This is a genomic window from Pseudomonas sp. 15A4, from assembly GCF_016925575.1.
Classification (GTDB): domain Bacteria; phylum Pseudomonadota; class Gammaproteobacteria; order Pseudomonadales; family Pseudomonadaceae; genus Aquipseudomonas.
This window is the reverse complement of the sequence record NZ_CP068986.1, coordinates 5527053-5550366: the sequence shown is the minus strand read 5'-3', so window position 1 is coordinate 5550366 and position 23314 is coordinate 5527053. Positions and strand designations below refer to the sequence as shown.

General features: G+C 60.2%; 23 protein-coding genes and 3 pseudogenes. 24 read left to right on the top strand and 2 right to left on the bottom strand.

Annotated features, from left to right (window positions below; all coding sequences use genetic code 11):
• Nucleotides 1–67 precede the first annotated feature (67 nt).
• Nucleotides 68–1311: pseudogene (locus tag JN403_RS24580) on the bottom strand (cation:dicarboxylase symporter family transporter).
• 128 nt (nucleotides 1312–1439) lie between these two features.
• Between JN403_RS24580 and JN403_RS24575 the strand changes: the two are divergent.
• Nucleotides 1440–2369 (top strand): LysR family transcriptional regulator, encoded by a 930-nt coding sequence (locus JN403_RS24575; RefSeq protein ID WP_205484668.1) that lies wholly within the window; start codon nucleotides 1440–1442, stop codon nucleotides 2367–2369.
• Nucleotides 2370–2410: 41 nt separating this feature from the next.
• On the opposite strand, the gene suhB is transcribed toward JN403_RS24575, so the two are convergent.
• Entirely contained in the window at nucleotides 2411–3226 is an 816-nt protein-coding gene (gene suhB, locus JN403_RS24570) for an inositol-phosphate phosphatase (RefSeq protein WP_205484667.1), read from the bottom strand.
• 235 nt (nucleotides 3227–3461) lie between these two features.
• Between suhB and trmJ the strand changes: the two genes are divergently transcribed.
• The 23 genes and pseudogenes from trmJ (at nucleotide 3462) to JN403_RS24455 (ending at nucleotide 23233) form a co-directional block, all read left to right on the top strand.
• Nucleotides 3462–4235 (top strand): tRNA (cytosine(32)/uridine(32)-2'-O)-methyltransferase TrmJ, encoded by a 774-nt coding sequence (gene trmJ, locus JN403_RS24565; RefSeq protein ID WP_122623401.1) that lies wholly within the window; start codon nucleotides 3462–3464, stop codon nucleotides 4233–4235.
• Nucleotides 4235–5017, top strand: a complete 783-nt coding sequence (gene cysE, locus JN403_RS24560; protein ID WP_122535018.1) for a serine O-acetyltransferase — start codon at nucleotides 4235–4237, stop codon at nucleotides 5015–5017. The genes trmJ and cysE overlap by 1 nt, the downstream gene beginning before the upstream one ends.
• 167 nt (nucleotides 5018–5184) lie before the next feature.
• Nucleotides 5185–5676 (top strand): Fe-S cluster assembly transcriptional regulator IscR, encoded by a 492-nt coding sequence (gene iscR / locus JN403_RS24555; protein ID WP_122535019.1) that lies wholly within the window; start codon nucleotides 5185–5187, stop codon nucleotides 5674–5676.
• Between the two features lie 44 nt (nucleotides 5677–5720).
• Entirely contained in the window at nucleotides 5721–6935 is a 1215-nt protein-coding gene (locus JN403_RS24550; protein ID WP_205484666.1) for an IscS subfamily cysteine desulfurase, read from the top strand.
• 89 nt (nucleotides 6936–7024) lie between these two features.
• On the top strand, nucleotides 7025–7411 hold the full coding sequence (gene iscU, locus JN403_RS24545) for a Fe-S cluster assembly scaffold IscU (protein ID WP_062383507.1): 387 nt from the start codon (nucleotides 7025–7027) through the stop codon (nucleotides 7409–7411).
• A gap of 51 nt (nucleotides 7412–7462) precedes the next feature.
• Nucleotides 7463–7786, top strand: a complete 324-nt coding sequence (iscA, locus tag JN403_RS24540; RefSeq protein WP_065990022.1) for an iron-sulfur cluster assembly protein IscA — start codon at nucleotides 7463–7465, stop codon at nucleotides 7784–7786.
• An 8-nt stretch (nucleotides 7787–7794) separates the two neighbouring features.
• Nucleotides 7795–8313: a co-chaperone HscB gene (hscB, locus tag JN403_RS24535; protein WP_074886345.1), complete on the top strand. Its 519-nt coding sequence runs from the start codon at nucleotides 7795–7797 to the stop codon at nucleotides 8311–8313.
• A 48-nt stretch (nucleotides 8314–8361) separates the two neighbouring features.
• A complete protein-coding gene (hscA, locus tag JN403_RS24530) occupies nucleotides 8362–10224 on the top strand; it encodes a Fe-S protein assembly chaperone HscA (RefSeq protein WP_205484665.1) in 1863 nt (620 codons plus the stop codon).
• Nucleotides 10225–10227: 3 nt separating this feature from the next.
• Nucleotides 10228–10569 carry an ISC system 2Fe-2S type ferredoxin gene (gene fdx / locus JN403_RS24525; protein ID WP_065990018.1) on the top strand — a complete coding sequence of 114 codons (342 nt, stop codon included), beginning with the start codon at nucleotides 10228–10230 and terminating at the stop codon, nucleotides 10567–10569.
• A 13-nt stretch (nucleotides 10570–10582) separates the two neighbouring features.
• Nucleotides 10583–10783 (top strand): Fe-S cluster assembly protein IscX, encoded by a 201-nt coding sequence (iscX, locus tag JN403_RS24520; protein ID WP_205484664.1) that lies wholly within the window; start codon nucleotides 10583–10585, stop codon nucleotides 10781–10783.
• Nucleotides 10784–10873: 90 nt separating this feature from the next.
• On the top strand, nucleotides 10874–11299 hold the full coding sequence (gene ndk / locus JN403_RS24515; RefSeq protein WP_007916882.1) for a nucleoside-diphosphate kinase: 426 nt from the start codon (nucleotides 10874–10876) through the stop codon (nucleotides 11297–11299).
• Nucleotides 11300–11326: 27 nt separating this feature from the next.
• On the top strand, nucleotides 11327–12475 hold the full coding sequence (gene rlmN / locus JN403_RS24510; RefSeq protein WP_205484662.1) for a 23S rRNA (adenine(2503)-C(2))-methyltransferase RlmN: 1149 nt from the start codon (nucleotides 11327–11329) through the stop codon (nucleotides 12473–12475).
• 26 nt (nucleotides 12476–12501) lie between these two features.
• A complete protein-coding gene (gene pilW, locus JN403_RS24505; RefSeq protein WP_205484660.1) occupies nucleotides 12502–13260 on the top strand; it encodes a type IV pilus biogenesis/stability protein PilW in 759 nt (252 codons plus the stop codon).
• A pseudogene (locus JN403_RS24500) lies at nucleotides 13260–14293 on the top strand (RodZ family helix-turn-helix domain-containing protein). Before pilW ends, JN403_RS24500 begins: the two are co-directional and overlap by 1 nt.
• Before the next feature lie 3 nt (nucleotides 14294–14296).
• The gene (gene ispG / locus JN403_RS24495; RefSeq protein ID WP_065990008.1) at nucleotides 14297–15406 is read left to right on the top strand and encodes a flavodoxin-dependent (E)-4-hydroxy-3-methylbut-2-enyl-diphosphate synthase; all 1110 of its coding nucleotides are present in this window, start codon (nucleotides 14297–14299) and stop codon (nucleotides 15404–15406) included.
• 21 nt (nucleotides 15407–15427) lie between these two features.
• The gene (hisS, locus tag JN403_RS24490; RefSeq protein WP_205484658.1) at nucleotides 15428–16717 is read left to right on the top strand and encodes a histidine--tRNA ligase; all 1290 of its coding nucleotides are present in this window, start codon (nucleotides 15428–15430) and stop codon (nucleotides 16715–16717) included.
• 38 nt (nucleotides 16718–16755) lie between these two features.
• Entirely contained in the window at nucleotides 16756–17397 is a 642-nt protein-coding gene (locus tag JN403_RS24485; protein WP_122535028.1) for a tetratricopeptide repeat protein, read from the top strand.
• A pseudogene (gene bamB / locus JN403_RS24480) lies at nucleotides 17390–18539 on the top strand (outer membrane protein assembly factor BamB). Before JN403_RS24485 ends, bamB begins: the two are co-directional and overlap by 8 nt.
• A 149-nt stretch (nucleotides 18540–18688) precedes the next feature.
• Nucleotides 18689–20161 carry a ribosome biogenesis GTPase Der gene (der, locus tag JN403_RS24475; protein WP_065990003.1) on the top strand — a complete coding sequence of 491 codons (1473 nt, stop codon included), beginning with the start codon at nucleotides 18689–18691 and terminating at the stop codon, nucleotides 20159–20161.
• Between the two features lie 116 nt (nucleotides 20162–20277).
• On the top strand, nucleotides 20278–21426 hold the full coding sequence (locus JN403_RS24470) for a pyridoxal phosphate-dependent aminotransferase (protein WP_205484656.1): 1149 nt from the start codon (nucleotides 20278–20280) through the stop codon (nucleotides 21424–21426).
• Nucleotides 21414–22205 (top strand): amidohydrolase, encoded by a 792-nt coding sequence (locus JN403_RS24465; RefSeq protein WP_122535031.1) that lies wholly within the window; start codon nucleotides 21414–21416, stop codon nucleotides 22203–22205. Before JN403_RS24470 ends, JN403_RS24465 begins: the two co-directional genes overlap by 13 nt.
• Before the next feature lie 58 nt (nucleotides 22206–22263).
• Nucleotides 22264–22701: a hypothetical protein gene (locus JN403_RS24460; protein ID WP_205484654.1), complete on the top strand. Its 438-nt coding sequence runs from the start codon at nucleotides 22264–22266 to the stop codon at nucleotides 22699–22701.
• Nucleotides 22702–22825: 124 nt separating this feature from the next.
• Nucleotides 22826–23233 (top strand): hypothetical protein, encoded by a 408-nt coding sequence (locus JN403_RS24455; protein WP_205484652.1) that lies wholly within the window; start codon nucleotides 22826–22828, stop codon nucleotides 23231–23233.
• Nucleotides 23234–23314: the final 81 nt, after the last annotated feature.

Below are 23314 nucleotides of genomic sequence, written 5' to 3'. Positions count from 1 at the left end.
GGGGCGTGGCGATGAAGCGTTGCTGCGCCCCGGCTTGTAACGTTTACCTCGTTGGTGGGCAAGCAGGTCAGTCCTGCGGTGCTTCGCCGTGAATCGCCGTAGGGGCTGAATCAACCCGCGATGTGTTTTGCCACTGTGCGATGGCGAGGCAGGCAACGCAATTCCCCAGCACGTTGGTCAGCACGCGGCACTTCATCAGTCGCTCCACACCCAGCAGCAAACCGACACTCTCCATAGGCACCATCTGGAACAGATTCAAAGTGGCGATCAAGGTAAAAAATGCCGAGCCTGCCATGCTGGTCGACCCAAGTGAGGTCACCATTGAAATCAGCAGCAACATTAGCCAGTTCGCCCCTGTCAGGTTGATGCCCGACATCTGAGCCAGAAAAAGCACGGCTGTGATCAGGTAGATATTCGAGCCGGCGAGGTTGAAGGTGTAACCCGTGGTCAGCACCAGGCGGGTCAACTGCCGCTCACACCCCAGGCCCTGCATCTTTTCGATCAGGCCGGGAAGCGCCGCTACAGAAGAACCTGTGAAGGTCACCAGCAGCAGGTCATCCTTCAGGTGCAGCACAAGCGACCAGAGCGTAATCCCTGAGGCCCGCGCTATTGGCGCGAGTACCAGCAGAACGAACGCGCCACAGGCCAGGTACATGACCGCGACAAACTTGAGCAGCGGCAACGCTGAACCGAGCCCGAACTTGCCGATGGTGAAAGCAATGGCGCCGAAAGCGGCGAGGGAGCGAAGCGCAGTATCAGCCTCAGGCACCTGAAGAGCTGCTCGACGATTCTTTCAAGCAGGAGTCGCAGCGCGTCCGCCCGTGGATGGCCACGGGCATGCGCTATCCATGCCCCGGTCAGCAGGCCCGCGAGCATGATTTGCAAGACGGGATTGTGCATGAGTGCGTCGGCAAGTGTGGCGCCAATCCCTGTCCATGAGAGGGTTGTCGAAGAGACGCGCAGGCTATCCAGACTGTTCGGCAGCCAGGAAGCCTCCGACGCCGCGTGGCTGCCGGGTTGCATCAAGCCGGCGATCACGCATGCCAGGAACAGCGACAACAGCGCCATGGCTTGAAAATAGACTATTAGCCTGGCTGCCAGCCCCCGTTGCCCGAGGCGCAAACCCGCGACGCCGGATGCGATCAGCAGAAACATCATAAATGGCATCAGCCAGCCAATAACGCGAATGAAGCCGTCGCTCAACGGTTTCATCTCTACCGCGAGCGGCGGATTGAGGGCGCCAAGCAGCGCGCCACTGAGGATGGCGACAAGAAGATGCAGAGTTGTGCTGCGCAGAAGCCTGAGAGGCATCGGATTCCGGAGTGGGCATGTTTATTGTTATGAGCGCGCCTTGCCAGTGTGTTGGCGATTGGGCACGCTTGCTGGCCAACGTCGCGTAGATCGACGGCAATCATAAACCCCATAGCGAGATAGACACCATGGAGCTTCGTCATCTGCGCTATTTCGTCATGGTGGCTGAGGAACGACATTTCACCCGCGCCGCAGCACGCCTGAATATGCAGCAGCCCCCGCTGAGCCAGCAGATCCGGGCGCTGGAGGACGAGCTGGGTTTCGAGCTGTTCAAGCGCCATCCCAAAGGGGTGGATCTCACCGCGGGCGGGCAGGTTTTCCTGCAAGAGGCGCAGGACATTCTGGCGAGGGTCAAGGAAGGTTCGCTCAAGGCTTCGCGCGCCGCCCACGGCATCGAGGGGCAGCTGACCATCGGTTTCACCAGCTCGGCCGCTGCCCATCCGCTGATTCCCCGGATCATTCGTGCTTACCGTGAGCGTTTCCCTGGCGTGGCGGTTTCGCTGAGGGAGGGCAGCGCGCAGCAGCTGACCGAGTCAGCCATTGATGGCAGCGTTGACGTCGGCATCTTGCGAGCGCCCGTCAGCCGTCATCAAAGCATCGCCTTTTACCGGCTGCTGAACGAAGAGATGCTGCTGACGGTACCGGTAGGGCATCGCTTGTTGACCGGGCATCAGGCAGACCAGGGGCCGCCTGTTATTTCGCTCCTCGATCTGGCCGAAGAGCAATTCATCCTGGTCCGTCGTCCGGGTGCCCCCGGGATGTACGCCAACCTGATCAAGGCCTGTTTGAACGCCGGTTTCAATCCGAAGGTCGCCTTTGAGGTCGAGCGTATGCTCACCAACGTCAGCCTTGTCGCCGCGGGCGCGGGCATCTCTATCGTGCCGGCGTCGATGCGCGATGTGCACAAGGAAAGCGTGGTGTATTGCCGGATCGCTGACGCAAAGCCTCGGTTGCACGCACCAATAACGCTGGTATGCCCAAGCTTTAATCCACAGCCGCCGCTGAGCAATTTCGTTGCCCTGTCACAAGAGCTGAGCGGGCGGAGAATTACGCAATAAAAAACCGGCACATGGCCGGTTTTTTGTACAGTCCGCTTGGCTTAACGCTTCAGCGACGTCGGCACAAACGGAGCTATCGAGGTCAGCACCGCTTTAAAGCATTTGGTGTTGCCCGCAACGATGTGGCCTTTTTCAAGGAAGTCGTGACCGCCGTTGAAGTCACTGACCAGACCGCCTGCTTCCTGAATCAGCAGGGCGCCTGCGGCCATGTCCCACTCCGACAGACCCGATTCCCAGAACGCATCGAAACGGCCCGCAGCCACGTAAGCCAGGTCCAGGCTCGCGGCGCCGGCGCGACGGATGCCGGCAGTCTGGCCCACCAGCGAACGGAACATGTTCATGTAGTTATCGAGGTTGTCGAGTTGGTTCTCGCGGAACGGGAAACCTGTGCCGAGCAGTGCGCCTTCAAGGCTCTTGCGCGGGCTGACGCGCAGACGACGGCCGTTCAGGGCAGCGCCCCGACCGCGGCTGGCGGTGAATTCTTCCTGACGGACCGGGTCCAGAACAACGGCGTGTTCCAGGCGACCGCGGTATTTGCACGCGATGCTGACGGCGAAGTGAGGAACGCCACGCACGAAGTTGGTGGTGCCGTCGAGCGGATCGATGATCCAGAGGTAGTCGGTGCCTTCGCCGCTGCCTTCATGCAGGCCGCTTTCTTCGCCAAAGATGCCGTGGGTTGGATACGCCTTGCGCAGGGCAGTGATGATGCTCTGCTCGGCGGCGCGGTCGATTTCGGTCACGTAATCTTTCGCGTCTTTTTCGTCGACCTTGATGGTATCCAGGCGCTCGATGGAGCGGAAAATCAATTCGCTGGCGCTGCGGGCGGCGCGCAGCGCGATATTCAGCATGGGCTGCATGGATGGATCACCTAGGTCGTTAAAGAGAGCCGGCCATTCTATTGGTTCTCTTGGATGATTTCCAGCGCGAGTGCAGACTTTGCCGCGCGTCCGGTCGGCTTGGTGTGGGCAACTCGGCGATGCTCTGTGCCGTTTTAGTGGCGCATCCCTTGCGTGAGGCGCAAGGTTCGTGGCGTTGAAGCAAGCGCTTCTGTAACATTCGTCCCCCTTTTCACCTGCTAGCGAGACTTCACCAGTGCTGCAAAATATTCGTGTCGTCCTGGTCGGTACCAGCCATCCCGGAAATATCGGTGGCGCCGCACGTGCCATGAAAAACATGGGCCTTTCGCGTCTGGTGCTGGTTGATCCCGCCATGTTTCCCCACCATGAAGCCGATGCGCGGGCATCTGGGGCGGGCGACATTCTGGAGGGCGCGCAGGTCGTGGCGACGCTGGAAGATGCGTTGGTGGGTTGCAACCTGGTATTAGGCACCAGCGCGCGGGATCGCCGCATTCCCTGGCCGCTGCTCGACCCTCGCGAAGCGGGCGTCAAGACCGTCGAGCATGCCGCGCTGGGCGAAGAGATCGCATTGGTGTTCGGTCGTGAATACGCCGGCCTGACCAACGAAGAGTTGCAGCGCTGTCATTACCACGTGCACATCCCCTCGGACCCGGAGTTCAGCTCGTTGAATCTCGCCGCCGCCGTGCAGGTGTTGAGTTACGAAACCCGTATGGCCTGGCTAGCCGCCGACGGACAGGCAAGCAAGGTGGAGAAGTTTGAGGTGAACTCGGTGCGCAGTACCGAACTGGCGACCATGGATGAGATGGAGAAATTCTATGAGCATCTCCAGTCCACGCTGGTCACCATCGGCTTCCTTGATCCCGAGAAGCCGCGTCACTTGATGGCCCGGCTGCGTCGTCTCTACGGCCGCTCTGCGGTGAATAGATCCGAGATGAGCATCTTGCGCGGCATCCTCACCGAAACCCAGAAAGCGGCGAACGGCGAACCCTACAAGCGGAAGGATCAGTGATGTTCGAGCGTTTGCGGGAAGACATTCAAAGCGTGTTTCATCGTGACCCGGCGGCTCGAAACGCCTTTGAAGTGCTCACCTGCTATCCCGGCATGCACGCCATCTGGCTGCATCGGCTGTCCGGCTGGCTGTGGCGCAACGAGCTGAAATGGCCAGCACGCATGGTCTCCAACTTCGGCCGCTGGCTGACGGGCATCGAGATCCATCCGGGCGCGAAGGTCGGCCGGCGCTTTTTCATCGATCACGGGATGGGCATCGTCATCGGCGAAACCGCCGAGATCGGCGATGACGTGACCCTCTACCAGGGGGTGACCCTGGGCGGTACCAGTTGGAACAAAGGCAAGCGCCATCCGACCCTAGAGTCTGGCGTGGTGGTCGGTGCGGGCGCCAAGGTGCTCGGCCCGTTCACGGTAGGCGCGGGCGCAAAGGTCGGTTCTAACGCAGTCGTGACCAAGCCTGTGCCGGCGGGGGCGACGGTGGTGGGCATTCCGGGACGGATCATCGTCAAGTCTGACGACGAGGCGCAAGCAAAGCGCAAGGCCATCGCCGAAAAGCTCGGCTTCGATGCTTATGGCGTCAGTGAGGACATGCCGGATCCAGTGGCGCGCGCGATCGGCCAATTGCTCGATCACCTGCAAGCGATGGACGTGCGAGTGGAAGACATGGGCAAGGCACTGAAGAGCCTGGGCGGTGAATACCGCGAGAAGGAATTGCCGGAGCTGCGTCAGGAAGTCTTCGAATGCATGAAAGAGCGTTCCGAAACTGATGCTCCTACCAAATAAGGCAGCGCGCGCCTGCAGGCGGCACGTGTGCCAATCCCTGGCGCGTTTTGCTATGATGCGGCCGCGCTTTTGCGGGTAATCCCGACTATCCCGCTAGGTCTTATAGTTGACTTAAATACTCGGGAATAGCATACTCGCCCCCATTCCGAACCTCCGCGGTACACGTCATGCGACTGACTACAAAAGGCCGATACGCTGTCACTGCCATGCTCGACCTTGCATTGCATGCGCAGCATGGGCCAGTGTCTCTGGCCGATATCTCCGAGCGGCAAGGGATTTCCCTTTCCTACCTCGAGCAACTGTTCGCCAAGCTGCGCCGCGGCAGCCTTGTTTCCAGCGTGCGTGGTCCCGGCGGCGGTTATCAGCTGTCCCGCGACATGCAGGGTATTCAAGTGGCGCAGGTGATCGACGCCGTCAACGAGTCGGTTGACGCGACGCGCTGCCAGGGGCTCGGTGACTGCCATGCTGGTGATACCTGTCTGACCCACCATTTGTGGTGCGACCTCAGCCAGCAGATTCACGAATTTCTAAGCGGTATCAGCCTGGCCGACCTCGTCACTCGCCGTGAAGTGCAAGAAGTCGCCCAACGTCAGGATCTGCGCCGCTGCGGTAGCAAGACGCAGCCACTGGACAAGATTGAAACATCCGCCGTTGAGTGAACGCAGATGAACGCGCGGCGCGCCTGCCTGATAGGAGATATTCAATGAGATTGCCGATTTACCTCGATTATTCCGCGACCACCCCGGTCGACCCGCGTGTTGCGCAGAAAATGAGCGACTGCTTGCTGATGGATGGCAACTTCGGTAACCCGGCGTCGCGCTCCCACGTCTTTGGCTGGAAAGCTGAGGAAGCGGTTGAGAACGCTCGCCGTCAGGTGGCCGATCTTGTCAACGCCGACCCTCGCGAAATCGTCTGGACCTCCGGTGCTACCGAATCCGACAACCTCGCGATCAAGGGCGCTGCGCATTTTTATGCCTCCAAAGGCAAGCACCTGATCACCAGCAAGATCGAACACAAAGCCGTGCTCGACACCATGCGTCAGCTTGAGCGTGAAGGCTTTGAGATCACCTACCTCGAACCGACCGAAGATGGCCTGATCACTCCGGCCATGATTGAGGCGGTGATGCGCGACGACACCATTCTGGTCTCGATCATGCACGTCAATAACGAGATCGGTACGGTCAACGACATCGCGGCGATTGGCGACATGACCCGTTCCCGCGGTGTGCTCTTCCACGTTGACGCGGCGCAGTCCACCGGCAAGGTTGAAATCGACCTGGCCAACCTCAAAGTTGATCTGATGTCGTTCTCGGCCCACAAGACCTACGGTCCGAAAGGTATTGGCGCATTGTGGGTCAGCCGCAAGCCACGTGTTCGCATCGAAGCGGCCATGCACGGTGGCGGTCACGAGCGCGGTATGCGTTCCGGCACGCTGGCGACGCACCAGATCGTCGGCATGGGCGAAGCGTTCCGTGTTGCCAAAGAAGACATGGCTGCCGAGAACGTTCGTGTCAAAGCCTTGAGCGATCGCTTCTATCAGCAGGTCGCGCACCTGGAAGAGCTGTACGTCAACGGCAGCATGACTGCCCGTGTGCCGCACAACCTCAACCTGAGCTTCAACTATGTAGAAGGCGAGTCGCTGATCATGGCGCTCAAGGATCTGGCGGTTTCGTCCGGCTCCGCGTGCACCTCGGCTTCGCTGGAACCTTCCTACGTGCTGCGTGCCCTGGGTCGGAACGATGAGTTGGCACACAGCTCGATCCGTTTCACTTTCGGTCGCTTTACTACCGAAGAAGAGATCGACTACGCCGCGCAGAAAGTCTGCGAGGCCGTTACCAAGCTGCGCGCCTTGTCGCCGCTGTGGGACATGTTCAAAGATGGCGTCGACATCTCCAAGATCGAGTGGGCGGCGCACTAATTCAAAGTCGCCATTTCATGCGGCACTTTGAAAACCGGGTTTTCCAAGTGTCGTGAGAGCGACGTGTTGTATCTGATGAGGATTGCACCATGGCTTACAGCGAAAAGGTCATTGACCACTACGAAAATCCGCGCAACGTCGGCAAGATGAACGCGGAAGACCCTGATGTCGGCACTGGCATGGTCGGCGCGCCGGCGTGCGGCGACGTCATGCGTCTGCAGATCAAAGTCAACGAGCAGGGCATCATCGAAGACGCCAAGTTCAAGACCTACGGCTGCGGTTCTGCCATCGCGTCGAGCTCCCTGGCCACCGAGTGGATGAAAGGCAAGACTCTGGATGAAGCAGAGACCATCAAGAACACTCAGCTGGCCGAAGAACTGGCCCTGCCGCCAGTGAAAATCCACTGCTCCGTACTCGCTGAAGACGCCATCAAGGCGGCCGTTCGCGACTACAAGCAGAAGAAAGGCCTGCTCTAAGCAGAGCATGTTCCGCTGCGTTAAGTAACTTGCGTGAGGTAAGGAGTTCCGATGGCTATCAGCATGACCGAAGCAGCCGCCAACCATGTGCGTCGCTCCCTTGATGGGCGCGGCAAGGGTGACGGCATTCGTCTGGGCGTTCGCACGACCGGTTGTTCAGGCCTTGCGTACGTGCTCGAGTTCGTCGATGAGCCTGAAAGCGAAGACACGGTGTTTGAGTACCACGGCGTCAAGGTGATCATCGATCCCAAAAGCCTGGTCTATCTCGACGGCACCGAGCTCGATTTCGTCAAGGAAGGGTTGAACGAAGGCTTCAAGTTCAACAATCCCAACTCGCGCGGTGAATGTGGCTGCGGCGAAAGCTTCAACGTCTGAGGCTTATCGTGGGTACTCCTTGTCACTTTGCTTTGTTCGACCTGCAGCCGGGCTTCAATCTGGATCTCGACCTGCTGGCGACGCGTTACCGCGAGCTCGCCCGGAGCGTGCACCCCGACCGTTTTGCCGACGCCCCCGAGGCTGAGCAACGGGTTGCGCTGGAGCGCTCCGCCAGTCTGAACGACGCCTACCAAACCTTGAAGAATGCGCCCAAAAGGGCGCGTTACTTGTTGGCGTTGAAGGGTGAAGTTCCGCTGGAAGTCACCGTGCAGGATCCCGAGTTTCTGATGCAGCAGATGCAATGGCGCGAAGAGCTCGAAGACCTGCAGGACGAAGCGGATCTGGCAGGTGTCGCGGTATTCAAGCGCCGGCTGAAGGTTGCCCAGGAAGAACTGAACGAAAGCTTCGCGGCCTGTTGGGACGATGCTGCACAGCGTGATCAGGCTGAAAGGCTGATGCGTCGCATGCAGTTCCTCGACAAGCTCTCCTACGAAGTGCGCCAGCTCGAAGAGCGCCTCGACGATTAACCCCGCGCCGTCCTTCTGGGGCGGCTCGCCAGTGATATCAGAAAAGCAATGGCTCTACTGCAGATCGCCGAACCCGGCCAAGCTCCAAAACCTCATCAGCGTCGCCTGGCTGTCGGGATTGATCTCGGCACTACCAACTCCTTGGTGGCTGCCCTGCGCAGCGGCATCAGTGAGCCGCTTCCCGACGCAAACGGTCAGGTCATCCTGCCGTCTGCCGTTCGCTATCACGCCGAGCGCGTCGAAGTGGGCCAGTCGGCCAAGGACGCTGCGGCGACCGATCCGCTGAACACCATCATTTCCGTCAAACGCCTCATGGGTCGCGGGATCTCCGATGTGAAGCATTTGGGTGGGCAGTTACCCTACCGTTTCACCGGTGGCGAGTCGCATATGCCGTTCATTGAGACGGTGCAGGGCCCGAAGAGCCCGGTTGAAGTGTCGGCTGACATCCTCAAGGTGCTGCGTCAGCGCGCTGAAGAAACACTGGGTGGCGAGCTGGTCGGCGCGGTCATCACCGTTCCCGCTTATTTCGATGACGCTCAGCGTCAGGCCACCAAAGACGCTGCGAAGCTGGCGGGTCTGACCGTGCTGCGCCTGCTCAACGAGCCAACTGCGGCTGCCGTGGCGTATGGCCTGGATCAGAACGCTGAAGGCGTGGTCGCCATTTACGATCTGGGCGGCGGCACCTTCGACATCTCGATCCTGCGCCTGACCGGCGGCGTGTTTGAAGTCATGGCCACCGGCGGCGACAGCGCGCTGGGCGGTGATGATTTCGACCACGCCATCGCGACGTGGATTATTGCTGAAGCCGGTTTGTCCGATGACCTCGATCCGGCTGCCCAGCGCCGTTTGATGCAGACGGCGTGCGCGGCGAAAGAATCCCTGACTGACGCCGACTCGGTCGAAGTCGTCCATGGCGACTGGCAGGGTGTACTGACCCGCGCCGCATTCGATGCCCTCATTGAGCCAATGATCGCCCGCAGCCTAAAAGCCTGCCGTCGTGCCGTTCGTGATTGTGGCATCGAGCTGGATGAAGTCGAAGCCGTGGTCATGGTGGGTGGTTCCACCCGCGTCCCGCGTGTTCGCGAAGCGGTGGCCGAACTCTTTGGCCGTCAACCGTTGACCGAGATCGACCCGGATCAGGTAGTCGCCATCGGCGCGGCGATCCAGGCCGATACGCTGGCAGGCAACAAGCGCGATGGCGGTGAGCTGCTGCTGCTCGACGTGATCCCGTTGTCCCTGGGGCTGGAGACCATGGGCGGCCTGATGGAGAAGGTCATTCCGCGCAATACCACGATCCCGGTGGCCCGCGCACAGGAGTTCACCACTTACAAAGACGGCCAGTCGGCCATGATGATTCACGTGCTGCAAGGCGAACGTGAGCTGATCAGCGACTGCCGTTCACTGGCGCGTTTTGACCTGCGCGGCATTCCTGCGATGGTCGCCGGCGCCGCGAAAATCCGCGTGACCTTCCAGGTCGACGCCGATGGCCTGCTCAGCGTGTCCGCCCGCGAGCTGGCATCCGGCGTTGAGTCGAGCATTCAGGTCAAGCCTTCGTATGGCCTGACTGATGGCGAAATCACCCGCATGCTCAAGGATTCGTTCCAGTACGCCAGTGATGACATGGTGGCTCGCGCGCTGCGTGAACAGCAGGTCGACGCTCAGCGTTTGCTCGAGGCCGTCGAAGGCGCGTTGCAGGCTGATGGCGAGCGCTTGCTCGATGCCGAAGAGCGCATGGTCATCGACCTGCAGATGGAAGAACTTCGTGAATTGATGAAGGGCGATGACGGCCCGGCCATCGAGCTGCAGACCAAGCGTCTGTCGCAGGTGACTGATGCGTTCGCCGCCCGCCGCCTGGACTCGACGGTGAAAGCCGCGCTGTCAGGGCGCAACCTGAATGAGATTGAGGAATAACTGATGCCGCAGGTTACATTTCTGCCACACGCCGAGCATTGCCCGGACGGAATGGTTGTCGAGGCTGAAGTCGGCAAGTCGATTCTGGAGCTCGCCCACGATCACCACATCGAGATCGAAAGCGCGTGCGGCGGCGTCTGCGCCTGCACCACCTGCCACTGCATCATTCGTGCGGGGTTCAACTCCCTCGAAGAAGCGGACGAGCTGGAAGAGGACTATCTTGATCGTGCGTGGGGTCTGGAAGCGCAGTCCCGTCTGGCCTGCCAGGCCAAGGTCGGCACCGAAGACCTGACCGTCGAGATCCCGAAATATTCGCTTAACCACGCTGCCGAAGCGCCGCACTGATCGAGAAGCTGTCATGAGTTACGGTTGGAATGACGTACAACGCATCGCTGAAGAACTCGCCGCGACCCACCCCGGCGTCGACCCTTATTCGGTAGGGTTTACCAAGCTGCAATTGATGATCAAGCAACTGCCTGATTTCGACGACACTTCTGGCCGCGTCGGCGAGAAAGTGCTCGAGGCGGTGCAGACGCTCTGGGCCGACGAAATCGACTGATCAGATTTGCACGTTAGGCAATAACATCAAACCCGCGTATAATTCGCGGGTTTAATTTTTCGCAATAATCACTGCTTCTGGAGTTACACCATGGCTGTTCAACGTACTTTCTCGATCATCAAGCCTGATGCTGTTGCCAAAAACGTCATCGGCGAAATCACCACCCGTTTCGAAAAAGCCGGTCTGCGCGTTGTCGCTTCGAAACTGAAGCAACTGTCCAAGGCCGAAGCAGAAGGTTTCTACGCTGAGCACAGCGCCCGTGGTTTCTTCGGTGATCTGGTTGCATTCATGATCTCCGGCCCGGTTGTCGTACAGGTTCTGGAAGGCGAAAACGCTATCGCTCTGAACCGCGAGCTGATGGGCGCTACCAACCCTAAAGAAGCAGCGGCCGGCACCATCCGTGCTGACTTCGCTGATTCCATCGACGCCAACGCTGTTCACGGCTCCGACTCCGAAGCCGCTGCTGCTCGTGAAATCTCGTACTTCTTCGCTGCTACCGAGGTAACCACTCGCTAAGCTATTGCTGCGAGTGAGGGTGAATCCATGACTGAATCAACTGGCAAAATCAACCTGTTGGGTCTGACCCGGCTGGAAATGGAAAAATTCTTCGAGTCTATCGGGGAGAAACGCTTCCGTGCCGGTCAGGTCATGAAGTGGATTCACCACTTTGGCGTCGATAACTTCGACGCCATGACGAATGTCGGCAAGGCCCTGCGCGAAAAGCTGCAGAGCCGTGCCGAAATTCGTGGTCCCGAGGTCGTCAGCGAGGACATCTCCACCGACGGCACCCGTAAATGGGTCGTCCGTGTCGAGTCCGGCAGCTGCGTCGAGACCGTCTATATTCCGCAAGGCAAACGCGGCACGCTGTGTGTCTCGTCCCAGGCGGGCTGTGCGCTGGATTGCAGTTTCTGCTCCACCGGCAAACAAGGCTTCAACAGCAACCTCACTGCCGCCGAAGTCATCGGTCAGGTGTGGATTGCCAACAAATCTTTCGGCAGTGTCCCGGCTACCGTCGACCGTGCCATCACCAACGTGGTGATGATGGGCATGGGCGAGCCATTGCTGAACTTCGACAATGTCGTTGCCGCCATGCATCTGATGATGGATGACCTGGGGTATGGCATTTCCAAGCGCCGGGTGACGTTGTCCACCTCCGGCGTGGTGCCAATGATCGATGAGCTGTCCAAGCACATCGACGTCTCGCTGGCCCTCTCGCTGCACGCGCCCAACGACGCGCTGCGAAACCAGTTGGTGCCGATCAATAAAAAGTACCCCTTGAAGATGCTCCTCGAGTCCTGCCGCAACTACATGGCTGCGTTGGGCGAGAAGCGTGTGCTGACCATCGAGTACACGCTGCTCAAGGACATCAACGACAGGCCTGAGCACGCGATCGAGATGATCGAGCTGCTCAAGGATACGCCGTGCAAGGTCAACCTGATCCCGTTCAACCCGTTTCCGCATTCGGGCTATGAGCGCCCCAGCAATAATGCGATCCGTCGTTTTCAGGATCTGCTGCATCAAGCCGGTTTCAACGTCACCGTGCGTACCACGCGCGGTGAGGACATCGATGCTGCCTGCGGCCAGTTGGTCGGGCAGGTCATGGACCGCACCCGTCGCAGCGAGCGTTATATTGCCGTGCGGGAGCTCAGTGCCGATGCCGAGGTGGTGCAGGTCGCTTCTGCTCGCAATTGAATGCGAATTTGACTGAGAGGATCTCTATGTTCCTGCGCGTTGCGCTGCTGCTCTGTTTTGCCACGCTGCTGGTCGGTTGTGTGTCCACCGGCAACGTCGATCCGCTGAGTACCAGCAAGGGACGTGACGAGGCTCGTCAAGCTTATGTGCAGTTGGGATTGGGCTATCTTCAGCAGGGCCAGATGGAGCGTGCGAAGGCACCTCTGAAAAAAGCGCTTGAGCTCAACGGCTCCGACGCAGACGCCAATGCCGCGCTGGCTCTGGTGTTTCAAGCCGAGATGGAACCGGAGCTGGCGAACCAGTATTACGAGAAAGCATTGTCGGCACGTTCCAAAGACGCGCGGATCCTCAACAACTACGGCAGCTTTCTCTACCAGCAGAAGCGTTACAAGGAAGCCTACGAGCGCTTCGAGCAGGCCGCCGAGGATAACCTCTACGCCGAGCGCGCCCGGGTTTTCGAGAATCTCGGCATGACCGCGGTGATGCTGGGCGATCGCGTCACCGCCCGTGAGCATTTCGACAAGGCGCTGCGTCTCGATCGTCAGCAGCCACGCGCGTTGCTGGAAATGGCTGAGTTGTCGTACGAAGACAGGCATTATGTGCCAGCGCGCGATTACTACGAGCGTTTCAGCCAGTTGAGCGAGCAGAATGCGCGGAGCCTGTTGCTCGGTACGCGGCTGGCGAAGGTGTTTGATGATCGCAACAAGGCGGCCAGTTACGGGTTGCTTCTAAAAAGACTCTATCCCGGTACGCCGGAATATCAGCAATACCTGTCGGAGCAATGATGAAAGCGGCGCATCCCGAAGTTGTAGCAGCCACTCGCACGAACCCAGGCGAAACATTGCGTCAGGCCCGCGAGAGCAAGAACTGGTCGCTGCCAGATGTGGCGTTGAGGCTTAACCTCACCGTGGCGTCCCTGACTCATCTGGAAGCGGGCGATTTTGACAAGCTCCCCGGCCATACCTTTGCCCGCGGCTATGTACGCGCATACGCCAAGCTGCTGGACCTTGATCAAGCGGCACTGGTCAGTGCGTTCGATCAGTACACCGGCACTGACGGCAAGGGCAGTAGCGTTCATGCGCTGGGCCGAATCGAAGAGCCGGTGCGCCTGTCTCACAACATTCTGCGCATCGTCAGCCTGTTGCTGCTCATCGCATTGATCGGCGGCGGCTTTGTGTGGTGGCAGGATCAAGCCACGCTGCGCGGCAAGGAACCGACCAATCTGGGCATGGAACACGTCGAAGTCGAAAGTGCTGACGGCACCACCCAGATCCATCCGCTTGACGAGCCGGAAGATCAAGCTGTCGCTCAAGGCCAGACCGCGCTGCCGTTGAATAACGCCGAGCCGGCGTCCGCGCCTGAAGCGCCTGCTGCATCCAGCAGTGCATCCGCCGCCACGGGCACGGTTGCAGGCGCTGTTGTTCCCCACAGCACATCCACCACCGCACCGATCGCTCCGGCACATACCGCGTCGAACGCGACCGCGCCGGTCACCACCGTAGCGCCAACGCCGGCGACCACCGCACCTGTCACCACCGCGCCAAGTGCGACGGCTGACGCTGCGCCCGTACCGGCAGGTGCCGGCCGCGTGCAGGTGCTGTTTGTCAACGATTGCTGGACCCAGGTCACCGATGGCAACGGCAAAGTGCTGATGAGCGGTCTCAAGAAAAAGGCGACAGCCTCGACGTCAATGGGAAGCCGCCGCTGACCCTGCGCCTGGGCTTCGCTCGTGGCGCGCAAGTGAGCTACAACGGTCAGCCGGTTGATGTGGCACCTTTCACCAGTGGCGAAACTGCTCGCCTGAAGCTAGGGCAATAAGTCATGCACGGCGAATCTCCGATCAAACGTCGCGAATCTCGTAAAATCTGGGTCGGCTCGGTGCCGGTCGGTGGCGATGCCCCGATCGCAGTGCAGAGCATGACCAACAGCGACACCAATGACGTCGCGGCCACCGTGGCCCAGATCAACCGTCTGGAAGCCGCTGGTGTGGACATCGTTCGCGTCTCGGTGCCAGACATGGACGCTGCCGAGGCTTTCGGCCGTATCAAGCAGCTGGTCAAGGTCCCCCTGGTCGCTGACATCCATTTCGATTACCGAATCGCCCTGCGCGTTGCCGAGTTGGGCGTCGATTGCCTGCGGATCAATCCGGGCAACATCGGCCGCGAAGACCGTGTCCGCGCGGTGGTGGAGGCGGCCCGTGATCGCGGCATTCCTATCCGTATCGGCGTCAATGCCGGTTCGCTGGAAAAAGACCTGCAAAAGAAGTACGGCGAGCCAACGCCCGCGGCTTTGGTCGAGTCAGCACTGCGTCACGTCGAGCATCTGGACCGTCTGGACTTCCAGGACTTCAAGGTCAGCGTCAAGGCCTCCGATGTGTTCATGGCGGTCGAGGCTTATCGCCTCCTGGCCAAACAAATCATCCAGCCGTTGCACCTGGGTATCACTGAAGCGGGCGGTTTGCGCTCAGGCACAGTGAAATCGGCCGTCGGCCTAGGTATGCTGCTGGCCGAAGGAATCGGCGATACCATTCGGATTTCCCTGGCTGCCGATCCGGTTGAAGAAGTGAAGGTCGGTTACGACATCCTCAAGTCGCTGCGTCTGCGTTCCCGTGGCATCAACTTCATCGCCTGCCCGAGCTGCTCGCGGCAGAACTTCGATGTGGTCAAAACCATGAACGAGCTGGAAGGGCGCCTTGAAGATTTGCTGGTCCCGCTGGATGTTGCGGTGATCGGCTGCGTGGTAAACGGTCCCGGCGAGGCGAAGGAAGCCCACGTTGGTCTGACCGGTGGCACGCCGAACCTGATCTACATCGATGGCAAGCCGGCGCAAAAGCTGACAAATGACAATCTGGTGGAACAGCTTGAACGCTTGATCCGCCAGAGAGCGGCCGAAAAGGTCGAGGCCGACGCAGCGCTGATCGCGCGCGGCTAACCCAGTTTCCAAGGAATATTTGTGAGTAAGTCTCTGCAAGCCATTCGTGGCATGAATGACATCCTGCCGGATCAGACGCCGCTGTGGCGCTACTTCGAAGGCACCGTATCGCGTTTGCTGGATAACTACGGTTATCGCCAGATCCGCATGCCGATCGTCGAGTTCACCGACCTGTTCAAACGCTCCATCGGCGAAGTCACCGACATCGTCGAAAAAGAGATGTACACCTTCGCCGACCGCAATGGCGATTCGCTGACCCTGCGCCCTGAAGGCACAGCGGCCTGCGTGCGTGCGGTCCTCGAACACGGCATCGCCGGCGGCGGTCAGGTGCAGAAGCTGTGGTACATCGGCCCGATGTTCCGCCACGAGCGTCCGCAAAAAGGCCGTTATCGTCAGTTTCACCAGATCGGTGTCGAGGTGTTCAACCTCGATGGTCCGGACATCGACGCCGAGCTGATCGTTCTGACCTGGCGCCTGTGGGGCCTGCTGGGTATCCGCAATGCCGTCAAACTGGAACTCAACAGCCTGGGCACCAGTGAAGCCCGCGGCCGTTATCGTGAAGCGCTGGTCGAGTATCTCTCTGCGCGTCACGAGCAACTGGACGAAGACAGCCAGCGTCGCCTGAAGACCAACCCGCTGCGTGTGCTCGACACCAAACACCCTGAAACCCAGGCTGTGCTGGTCGATGCACCCAAGCTGGCCGATTACCTGGACGACGAATCCCGGGTTCACTTCGAAGGCCTGAAGGCGCGTCTCGATGCGGCGGGCATTCCGTACGTGATCAATCCGAAGCTGGTTCGCGGCCTGGATTACTACAGCAAAACCGTATTTGAGTGGGTCACTGACCAACTCGGCGCTCAGGGCACCGTCTGCGCGGGCGGCCGTTACGACGGTCTGGTCGAGCAGATGGGCGGCAAGCCGACATCAGGCGTGGGCTTTGCCATGGGCATTGAACGTCTGGTGCTGCTGCTGGAGACCCTTGAGCAGGTGCCCGAAGACATCGCCCGTACGGTCGACGTTTACGTCTGCGCCTTTGGCGAGGCCGCCGAGCTGGCAGCGCTGACCTTGTCCGAGCGCTTGCGCGATCAGGCGCCGAACCTGCGCCTGCACGTCAATGCCGGGGCTGGCAGCTTCAAGAGCCAGTTCAAGAAGGCCGACAAGAGCGGCGCACTGTACGCGCTGATCCTTGGCGATGAAGAGCTGGCGCGCAAGGAAGTGGGCGTCAAGCCGCTGCGTGGTCAGGGCGAACAACAGAATATTGCCTGGGATGCTCTCTCCGAGCACCTGGCCACCTGCATCTCGCAGGGTTGAAGCAGACAAAAGCCGATTTAGCGAATAGGAGTATTGGGGTGTCGAGTACCGATGATGATGAGCTGGTTGCCGTAAAGGACTGGTGGCAGCGTAACGGCAAGCCTCTGGTGACCGGCGGCCTGCTGGCGGTGATCGTGGTGTTGGGCTGGCAAGGCTGGCAGCGCTATCAGAACAACCAGGCGCAGGGTGGTTCGGCGCTTTATCAGCAATTGCTGGAAACCGCACTGACGCCTAGCGGCCAGGCTGATGCAGGCCGTGTGGCCGAGATCGCCGGCAAGCTGAAGAGCGAGTTCGGCGGCACCGCGTACGCTCAGTACGGCAGCCTGTTCGTGGCCAAGGTGGCCGTAGACACGGGCAAGCTGGATGACGCTGCGAACGAGCTGAAATCCGTGACCGACAAGCCGGCCAATACGACACTGGGTGAAATCGCCCGTCAGCGTCTGGCTCGCGTGCTTGCCGCACAGAACAAGGCTGAAGATGCGCTGAAGTTGCTCGACGGTCAGGCCGACACGTCGTTCGCGGCCAGCCGTGAAGAGCTCCGCGGTGACCTGCTGGTGCAGCTGGGTCGTACCGATGATGCTTACGCTGCATACAAAAAGGCCAAGGCGGCGCTTTCTGAAGAAGCGGCTGTTGGCGGTCTGCAAATGAAGCTCGACGATCTGGCGAAAGGGGATGCGTGACGTGATTCGTTGGAAACATGCAGCATTGCTGGCTCTGGCCATTCTGGCCGCGGGTTGCAGCAGCAACAGCAAAAAGAGCTGCCTCCGGCAGAGCTCGTCGACTTCAAGGAAGAAGTGACCCTGCAGAAGTTGTGGAGCCGCTCCGTCGGTGACGGTCAGGGCGATATATACAACATGCTGGTCCCGGCCATCGACGGCGAAAACATCTACGCTGCCGACGCGAACGGTCTGGTCATGGCGATCAATCGCAGCAACGGTGACGTGGTCTGGAAAAAGAGCTTGAGCAACCGGTTTCCGGCGCCGTTGGCGTAGGTTTCGGTCTGGTCATGCTGGGCACGTTGCGCGGCGAAGTCATCGTCCTCGACGAAGCCACCGGCGAGCAGAAGTGGAAATCCAAGGCGACCAGCGAAGTGCTGTCCGCTCCGGCCACCAACGGCAGTGTCGTGGTTGCCCAGACTCAGGATGATCGGGTTATCGGTTATGACGCCATCACTGGCGATCAGCGCTGGATCTACGAGAGCAGTCCTGCGGTTCTGACACTTCGTGGCACCGGCGCACCGATTGCCACCGATTCGCTGGCCATTGCTGGGCTGTCGACCGGTAAGGTCGTGGCGCTGGATATCAACAACGGCGTCCCGGCCTGGGAGCAGCGCGTTGCCGTTCCGACAGGTCGCTCCGAGCTTGATCGTGTGGTCGACATCGACGGCGGCTTGCTGCTGTCCGGCAACACGCTGTACGTCGCGACTTATCAGGGCCGCGTAGCCGGTCTGGAACTGCAGAGTGGCCGCGTGCTGTGGCAGCGTGATGCATCGAGCTATTCGGGTGTGGCGCAGGGCTTCGGCAGCGTTTACGTTTCGCTGGCCAACGGCACCGTGGAAGGCATCGATGAGCGCTCGTCCACCGGTCTGTGGAGCAACGACTCGCTGGCCCGTCGTCAACTCGGCGCGCCGGAAGTGTTTTCCAGCTACGTTGCGGTCGGTGACATGGAAGGCTATCTGCACCTGCTGAGCCAGGTCGATGGCCACTTCGTCGCCCGTGAAAAGATTGACAGCGATGGCCTGCGTGCCCGCCCGCTGGTCTCCGGCAGCACCATTTATGTCTTCGGCAACAGCGGCAAGCTGGAAGCGCTGACGATCAAGTAGTGGCTGTCTATGCTTGAGGAGGTCGAGCTTCGACTTCCCCAGGCGGTCCCGCTTTCATGGGGCCTGCGACGCTTCGGTGTCGCTCCGAACTCCGGCCGCTGCCTTGCAGCGGCTTTTGTATTTTCTGAAATAACGAAGTGGAGAGCCGCATGGTTCCCGTAATCGCCCTGGTGGGTCGACCGAACGTCGGCAAGTCCACCTTGTTCAACCGCCTGACCAGGACTCGCGACGCCATCGTCGGCGACTTGTCCGGTCTGACCCGTGATCGCCAATACGGTGAGGCCAAGTGGCAAGGGCGCTCCTACATCCTGATCGACACCGGCGGTATCTCTGGCGACGAACACGGCATGGACGAAAAAATGGCCGAGCAGTCGCTGCTGGCCATCGAAGAAGCCGATGTCGTGTTGTTCCTCGTTGACGCAAAAGCAGGCTTCACTGCCGCCGACCAGATGATTGGCGAGCACCTGCGCAAGCGCAACAAGACGTCCTACGTCGTCGCCAACAAGGTCGACAACATCGACCCTGACATGGCCCGCGCCGAGTTTGCACCGCTGGGCATGGGTGACGCGATTCCGGTGGCCGGCGCTCACGGACGCGGCATCACCCAGATGCTCGAGATCGCCCTGCGCGATTTCCCGAAAGACGCTGACGAAGTCGAAGAAGGCGAAGAAGAGGAAGTCGTTGCCGAAGGTCAGGAAGCCAAGCGCATTCCGGGTCCGAGCGAGAAGGACGGGATCAAGATCGCGATCATCGGTCGTCCTAACGTCGGCAAGTCGACGCTGGTCAACCGCATGCTCGGTGAAGACCGGGTTATCGTCTACGACGAGCCCGGCACCACCCGCGACAGCATTTACATCCCGTTCGAACGCAACGAGGAAAAGTACACGCTGATCGACACTGCTGGTGTGCGCAAGCGCGGCAAGATCCACGAAGAAGTCGAAAAGTTCTCCGTGGTCAAAACGCTGCAGGCGATCAAAGACGCCAACGTGGTGATCTTCGTGATGGACGCCCGTGAAGGCGTCGTCGACCACGACCTCAACTTGCTGGGCTTTGCCCTTGAGTCCGGTCGGGCGCTGGTCATCGCACTCAACAAGTGGGATGGCATGGTGCCGAGCGAGCGCGACTATGTGAAGGTTGAACTGGAGCGTCGGCTGTTCTTCGTCGACTTCGCCGACATCCACTTCATCTCGGCGCTGCACGGCACCGGCGTGGGTAACCTGTATCAGTCGGTGCAGAACTCGTTCAAATCCGCTGTGACCCGTTGGCCGACCAGCCGTTTGACCCAGATTCTGGAAGACGCGGTCAGCGAGCACGCACCACCCATGGTCGGCAGCCGCCGCATCAAGCTGCGTTACGCTCACTTGGGCGGCGCGAACCCGCCGTTGATCGTGATCCACGGTAACCAGGTCGAGAAAGTACCCAAGTCGTACGTTCGGTATCTCGAGAATACCTATCGTCGCGTGCTCAAGTTGGTCGGTACGCCGATCCGCATCGAGTTCAAGGGCGGCGAAAACCCGTACGAAGGCAACAAAAACACGCTGACCGACCGCCAGGTCAACAAGAAGCGTCGAATGATGTCGCACCACAAGAAGGCCGACAAGAAGCGCCGCGACAAGCGCTGATCGTGTAAAGGTCTTTCTCGGAAAAGGCGCCAGTGGCGCCTTTTTTGTGCGCGATATCTGGGCTATCCTGCCAGTCCCCGAGCCCTTCAGGTATCGGGAGTGGAGCAGGAAAACCCATGATCACCAGCAAACTGCCGAACGTTGGCACCACCATTTTTACTGTGATGTCTCAGCTTGCCGCCGAAACAGGGGCGATCAATCTGTCCCAGGGTTTTCCCGATTTCGATGGGCCCGACGCACTGCGTGAAGCCTTGTGCCGCCGCGTCATGGACGGCAACAACCAATACGCGCCGATGGCCGGGCTGCCGGCATTGCGCGAGCAAGTCGCCGCCAAGATCGCTCGCTGCTACGGCCGTCAGGTCGGCGTCGACAGCGAAATCACCATCACGCCCGGCGCCACCCACGCCATCTTCTGCGCCATCCAGGCGGTTGTCAGAGCCGGCGATGAAGTCATCGTCTTCGACCCGTGCTACGACAGTTACGCGCCTTCGGTGGAGCTGGCCAGTGGACGCTGCGTCCATGTTCAGCTCAAGGACGGTGACTTCGCCATCGACTGGGAAAAGCTCAGCGCCGCGTTGAGCCCTCGCACCCGAATGATCGTGATCAACACGCCGCACAACCCCAGCGGCGCGCTGATCACCCGCGGGGAACTGGATCGCCTGGCTGCGTTGATCCGGGGCCGGGACATCTACGTGCTCAGCGATGAAGTCTACGAACACCTGGTGTTCGACGGCCTGCAGCACGCCAGCGTGCTGGCCCATGACGAACTCTACCAGCGCGCTTTCGTGGTCAGCTCGTTCGGCAAGACCTACCACGTCACCGGCTGGAAAACCGGCTACCTTGTCGCGCCGCCGGCACTGACCGCCGAAGCGCGCAAGGTCCACCAATTTGTTGCGTTCTGCGGCGTGACACCGCTGCAATGGGCGCTGGCCGATTTCATGGCGGCGCACCCTGAACACGTCGACGAACTGCCGGCGTTCTATCAGGCCAAGCGCGACTATTTCTGCGATCGCCTGGACGCCTCGCGCTTCACGTTCACGCGCGCCAGCGGCACGTACTTTCAGCTCGTTGATTATTCGCAGATCCGCCCGGACCTCAATGACGTCGACATGTCGCTGTGGATGACTCGCGAACACGGTGTCGCGAGCATTCCGATTTCGGTGTTCTACCAGAATCCGCCTGAAGGCCAGCGCCTGATCCGGCTGTGCTTTCCCAAGCGTGAGGAGACGCTGCGTCAAGCAGCGGAAAAACTATGCGCGATCTGAGCACGCTGCCCAATCTGAACATCGCGTTGGTCCAGACCACGCTGGTCTGGCACGACGCCCCGGCGAACCACGCTCACTTCGAAGAACTGCTGGCCCAGGCCCAAGGCGCGGATCTGGTGATCCTGCCGGAAATGTTTACCACCGGGTTTTCCATGGAATCCGAACTGCTCGCCGAGCCCGAAGACGGCCCGACGGCTCAGTGGATACTGGCCCAAGCCAGGCAACTGAATGCGGTGGTGACCGGCAGCGTGATCATTCGCGCCGCTGACGGCAGCCATCGCAATCGCCTGCTGTGGGCGCGACCGGACGGCGAGCTGCTGCATTACGACAAGCGCCATCTGTTCAGAATGGCTGGGGAGCACGAGCATTACAGCCCGGGCGAGCGCCAGGTGCAGTTCGAGCTCAAGGGCTGGCGGATTCGTCCGCTGATCTGCTACGACCTGCGTTTTCCGGTGTGGAGCCGTGACGCCCAGAATACCGATCTGCTGCTGTACACCGCCAACTGGCCGGGCGCTCGCCGTCTGCACTGGAACCGCTTGCTGCCAGCGCGGGCCATCGAGAACCTCTGCTACGTCGCGGCGGTGAATCGCGTCGGCATTGATGGGAAGGGCTTCGCCTACACGGGCGACAGCCAGGTGCTGGATTTCCAGGGCGAGAGCCTGCTCAACATCGGCGAGGCAGACGGGGTGTTTCAGGTCAGCTTGTCAGCGCAGAGTCTGGCGGCGTATCGCGAGAAATTCCCGGCCTGTCTCGACGCGGATACATTCGAGATACAGTAACGTCATAGAGTTGAGGGGCGCGTGGTCGATAGCGGTTGTACCCAGACAGGAGATCGGTATGACCACCATCAGCACATCCTCATTGAGTTCGTACTCCACCCGCTTCACGGTCGCGGTCAAGAAAGACGCCACGGCTGAAGTGGCTGACAGCGACGCCTCGACCACCACAGAGGCTGTTTCAGCGTCTGCAACGCCGGCGACCGCTGCGGGTAGCGCCGGCGGTGCCGGCGGGGCAGGTGGCGCGTCAGACTCTTCCAGCACCAGCGAGCAGGCCATCGCGAAGCTGGAAGAGCAGATCAAGGAAACCCAGAAGCGCTTGCAGGAGCAGCAACAGCAGCTCGCTGCCGCCCAGGCCAGCGCTGGCACCGACGAGGAAAAGTCTGCGCGCGTGATGGCGATTCAGGGACAGATCTCGTCGTCCACCGCCAGCCTGGCCACGGAGCAGGCGGCCCTCTTGCAACTGCAGAAGTCCGGCAGCATCAACACCACCGCCTGATTCACTGATTCAGAGGCAAACCGCTCCATGACATCGGTCGTGGGGCGTTCCTGTGGTGCAATAAATTCGACTTCAGATGTTTGTACGCTGGCCGATACAACGTGCACCTCATAAGGAGTTCATCATGACCACTATCAACACCAGTTCCTTGGGTGCTTACTCCAGCGTGTTCACGGCTGCCGTCAAGACTGACGACGCCACCAAGAGCGATGCCAAGGCTGCCAGTGTCGAGCTGCGTGGCAATGTGTATGGAGACTCCAAGGCGTCTGGCGCCACCGAGTCAGGCGACGCGCCGAGCATGAAGGAGGAGATGATCAAGCAGTTGCAGGAGCAGATTGAGCGTACTCAGAAGATTCTTCAGCAGCAGCAGGCTCAGCTGGCCGCGGCTCAAGGCAGCAAGGCGCCGGATGAGCTGAAGGCGACGCAGGTCATGGCTATCCAGCAGCAAATTTCCGGGACCATGGCTCAACTGGGCGCACTGCAGGCTTCCCTGTTGAACTTGATGAAAGTCAAAGTCGACACCACGGCCTGACGATCCGGCGTTAAACAAAAGGCCCTGAAGCTTGCACTTCAGGGCCTTTTTTGTCGCTGTCGCGTTTTACCACGCAGCGTG